The organism is Snodgrassella sp. W6238H11, assembly GCF_016100525.1.
Lineage (GTDB): Bacteria > Pseudomonadota > Gammaproteobacteria > Burkholderiales > Neisseriaceae > Snodgrassella > Snodgrassella alvi.
In genome coordinates this window covers 1-2,129 of sequence record NZ_JACFSH010000017.1, presented here as the reverse complement: position 1 = coordinate 2,129, position 2,129 = coordinate 1, and the positions used below count along the sequence as shown (strand labels likewise).

General features: G+C 57.7%; 1 pseudogene. It reads right to left on the bottom strand.

The window, feature by feature from the left end:
• Nucleotides 1-2,129: pseudogene (locus H3V00_RS11280) on the bottom strand (RHS repeat protein); the annotation flags it as partial.

Below are 2,129 nucleotides of genomic sequence, written 5' to 3'. Positions count from 1 at the left end.
TGTTTGCTGGCAGTTCTGCCGTGCTCGTCGTAGCGGTAGTGGTGTCCTCTGAAATGCAGGAGCTGGTTACAGCGAATCAGGTTGTAGTTGCTGTAGTCTTCTCTGTATTTGCTGTCCAGCAGGTTAGCCGCAGCATCGTATTGCAGGGTTTCCCAGTAGGATTCGTTGCGGCAGCTTTCGATGCGTCCGGTTACGTCGTAGCGGTAATCACTCTGTCCCTGCCGGTTGTGTTTTCTGCCTGCCAGCCGGTCCAGATTGTCGTAGCTGTAGCTGCGGTCCAGTATGATATCCGGCAGGATGCCCGCTCCCGGACGGCTGGTCTGTTTGCCGGTCAGGCGGCCGGTGCGGTCGTATTGAAAACTGGTATTCATTCTGCCCTGGCTGCGCAGGGTTTCCCGGTGCAGGTGGTCGCGCTCGATGTCGCTGATAATCTGGCCGTCCAGGTTAATCTGGTGCAGATGGCCGGAACCATAATACAGTTTGTTGATGGTACGTCCGTCCGGTAGGGTGGTGGCAATGCGGTTGCCCAGTTTGTCATACTGATGCTGCAGAATACCCTGTGCAGTGGTTTCGCTCAGCAGATTGCCCATTATGTCGTAGCTGAAGCTGATCAGTTCCGTTTCGGCTTCCGGCGGTAAACCGGCAGCTTTAAAGCCGACTCTGAGCAGATTGCCGGCTTTGTCATACTGATAGGCGGTGGTGCCGTCCGGGGTGTGTTTGCCGGTTAGGCGGCCAATGGCATCGCGTTTGAAGCGGTGTTCGATCTGATGGGGGCTGCCGGCTGCAAAACGCACGCTGCTGACGTTATCGAGCGGGTCGTAGCTTAGCTGCTGTCTGCGTCCGTCCAGATCGGTCTGTTCGGTCAGGCGGTCGCCGGCATCATACTGAAACCGGTACTGTTCGCCGTTTTCGTTGGTCAGGGCGGTGAGGCGTCCGTAGGCGTCGTAGCTGAAGCCGAGCTGACGGCCGGCAGCATCGATGCGGGTATGTACCAGCCCGCGCTGGTCACGGCGGTAGCGGGTGGTGTGACCGGCCGGATCGGTATAGCTCTGCAGCTGGCCGGCGGCATTGACGCTGTAGTGTTCCTGCCGTCCGTCCGGTAGGGTGGCGCCAATGAGCTGGCCGGCTGCGTTGTACTGGTATTTGCTACTGTTACCGATGGCATTGGTGATGCTGGTGAGGTTACCAGCGGTATTGTAATAGAAATGGGTGATGGAGCCGGAACAGTCTACATGCTGGATAAGCTGGCCGTTTTCGTTCCAGCGCAGGTGTTTGTTGCCGCCGCGTACATCGGTGATGCAGACAACCTGTCCGTGCCGGTCGTACTGGTAGCGGGTATGCTGCTGTAACGGGTCGGTGACGGTGAGCAGGTTACCGCGCTCGTCGTAGTAATAGCGCCAGCTGCTGCCGTCGGGGTCGACGCTGATGGTCGGCAGCGCCCAGTGCGGCAGCCACTGAGTCTGGGTAGTTCTGCCCAGCGGGTCGGTTTCTTCGGTTAACCGGCCCTGTGCATCGTAGCTGTAGCGCCATTGTCCGCCCTGCTGATCGGTTATGCAGGCCAGCCTCTGGTAATCATCCCACTCTAATTCGCAGCTTTGTCCGAGGGCATCGGTGTAGCGGGTAACCTGATAGTATTCGTTGCAGTAATATTTGCTGATGCGGCCGAGGCTGTCCTCTACTGTGGTCAGACGTTTATCTAAATCATAATGGAAGTGATAGTCTTCCAGTCGCTGACCGTCGGCTTCGCTCCAGTGCCGGGTTACTCGCCATGCGGTCTCTGCATCTGCTGTGCTGAAGTAGCTCCACTGATAATAACACTGCAAGCCAGTGGGCAGGCGGTGGTAGATCATGCGCCGGTCGCTGTTGTAGGCAAATTCGCGGGTCTGGCGGTTCTCGGCATCAAAGACCTGTTGCAGGTCACCCTGTTCGGTGTACTGGTAACGGTTCAGTAAGCGGCTGCTGCCGTCGCTCAGCTCTTGGCGGATTTCGGTCACGCGCTGCGGATGGCGTTGATCCTGATAGTGCAGGCTGATGCGGGCGACGTTGTCGTTATCGGCAATTTCGACGATGCGGCTATGGGAATCGCGGTAGATAAGTAACTGGTTGTCGTTACGGTCCTGCAGCATGCT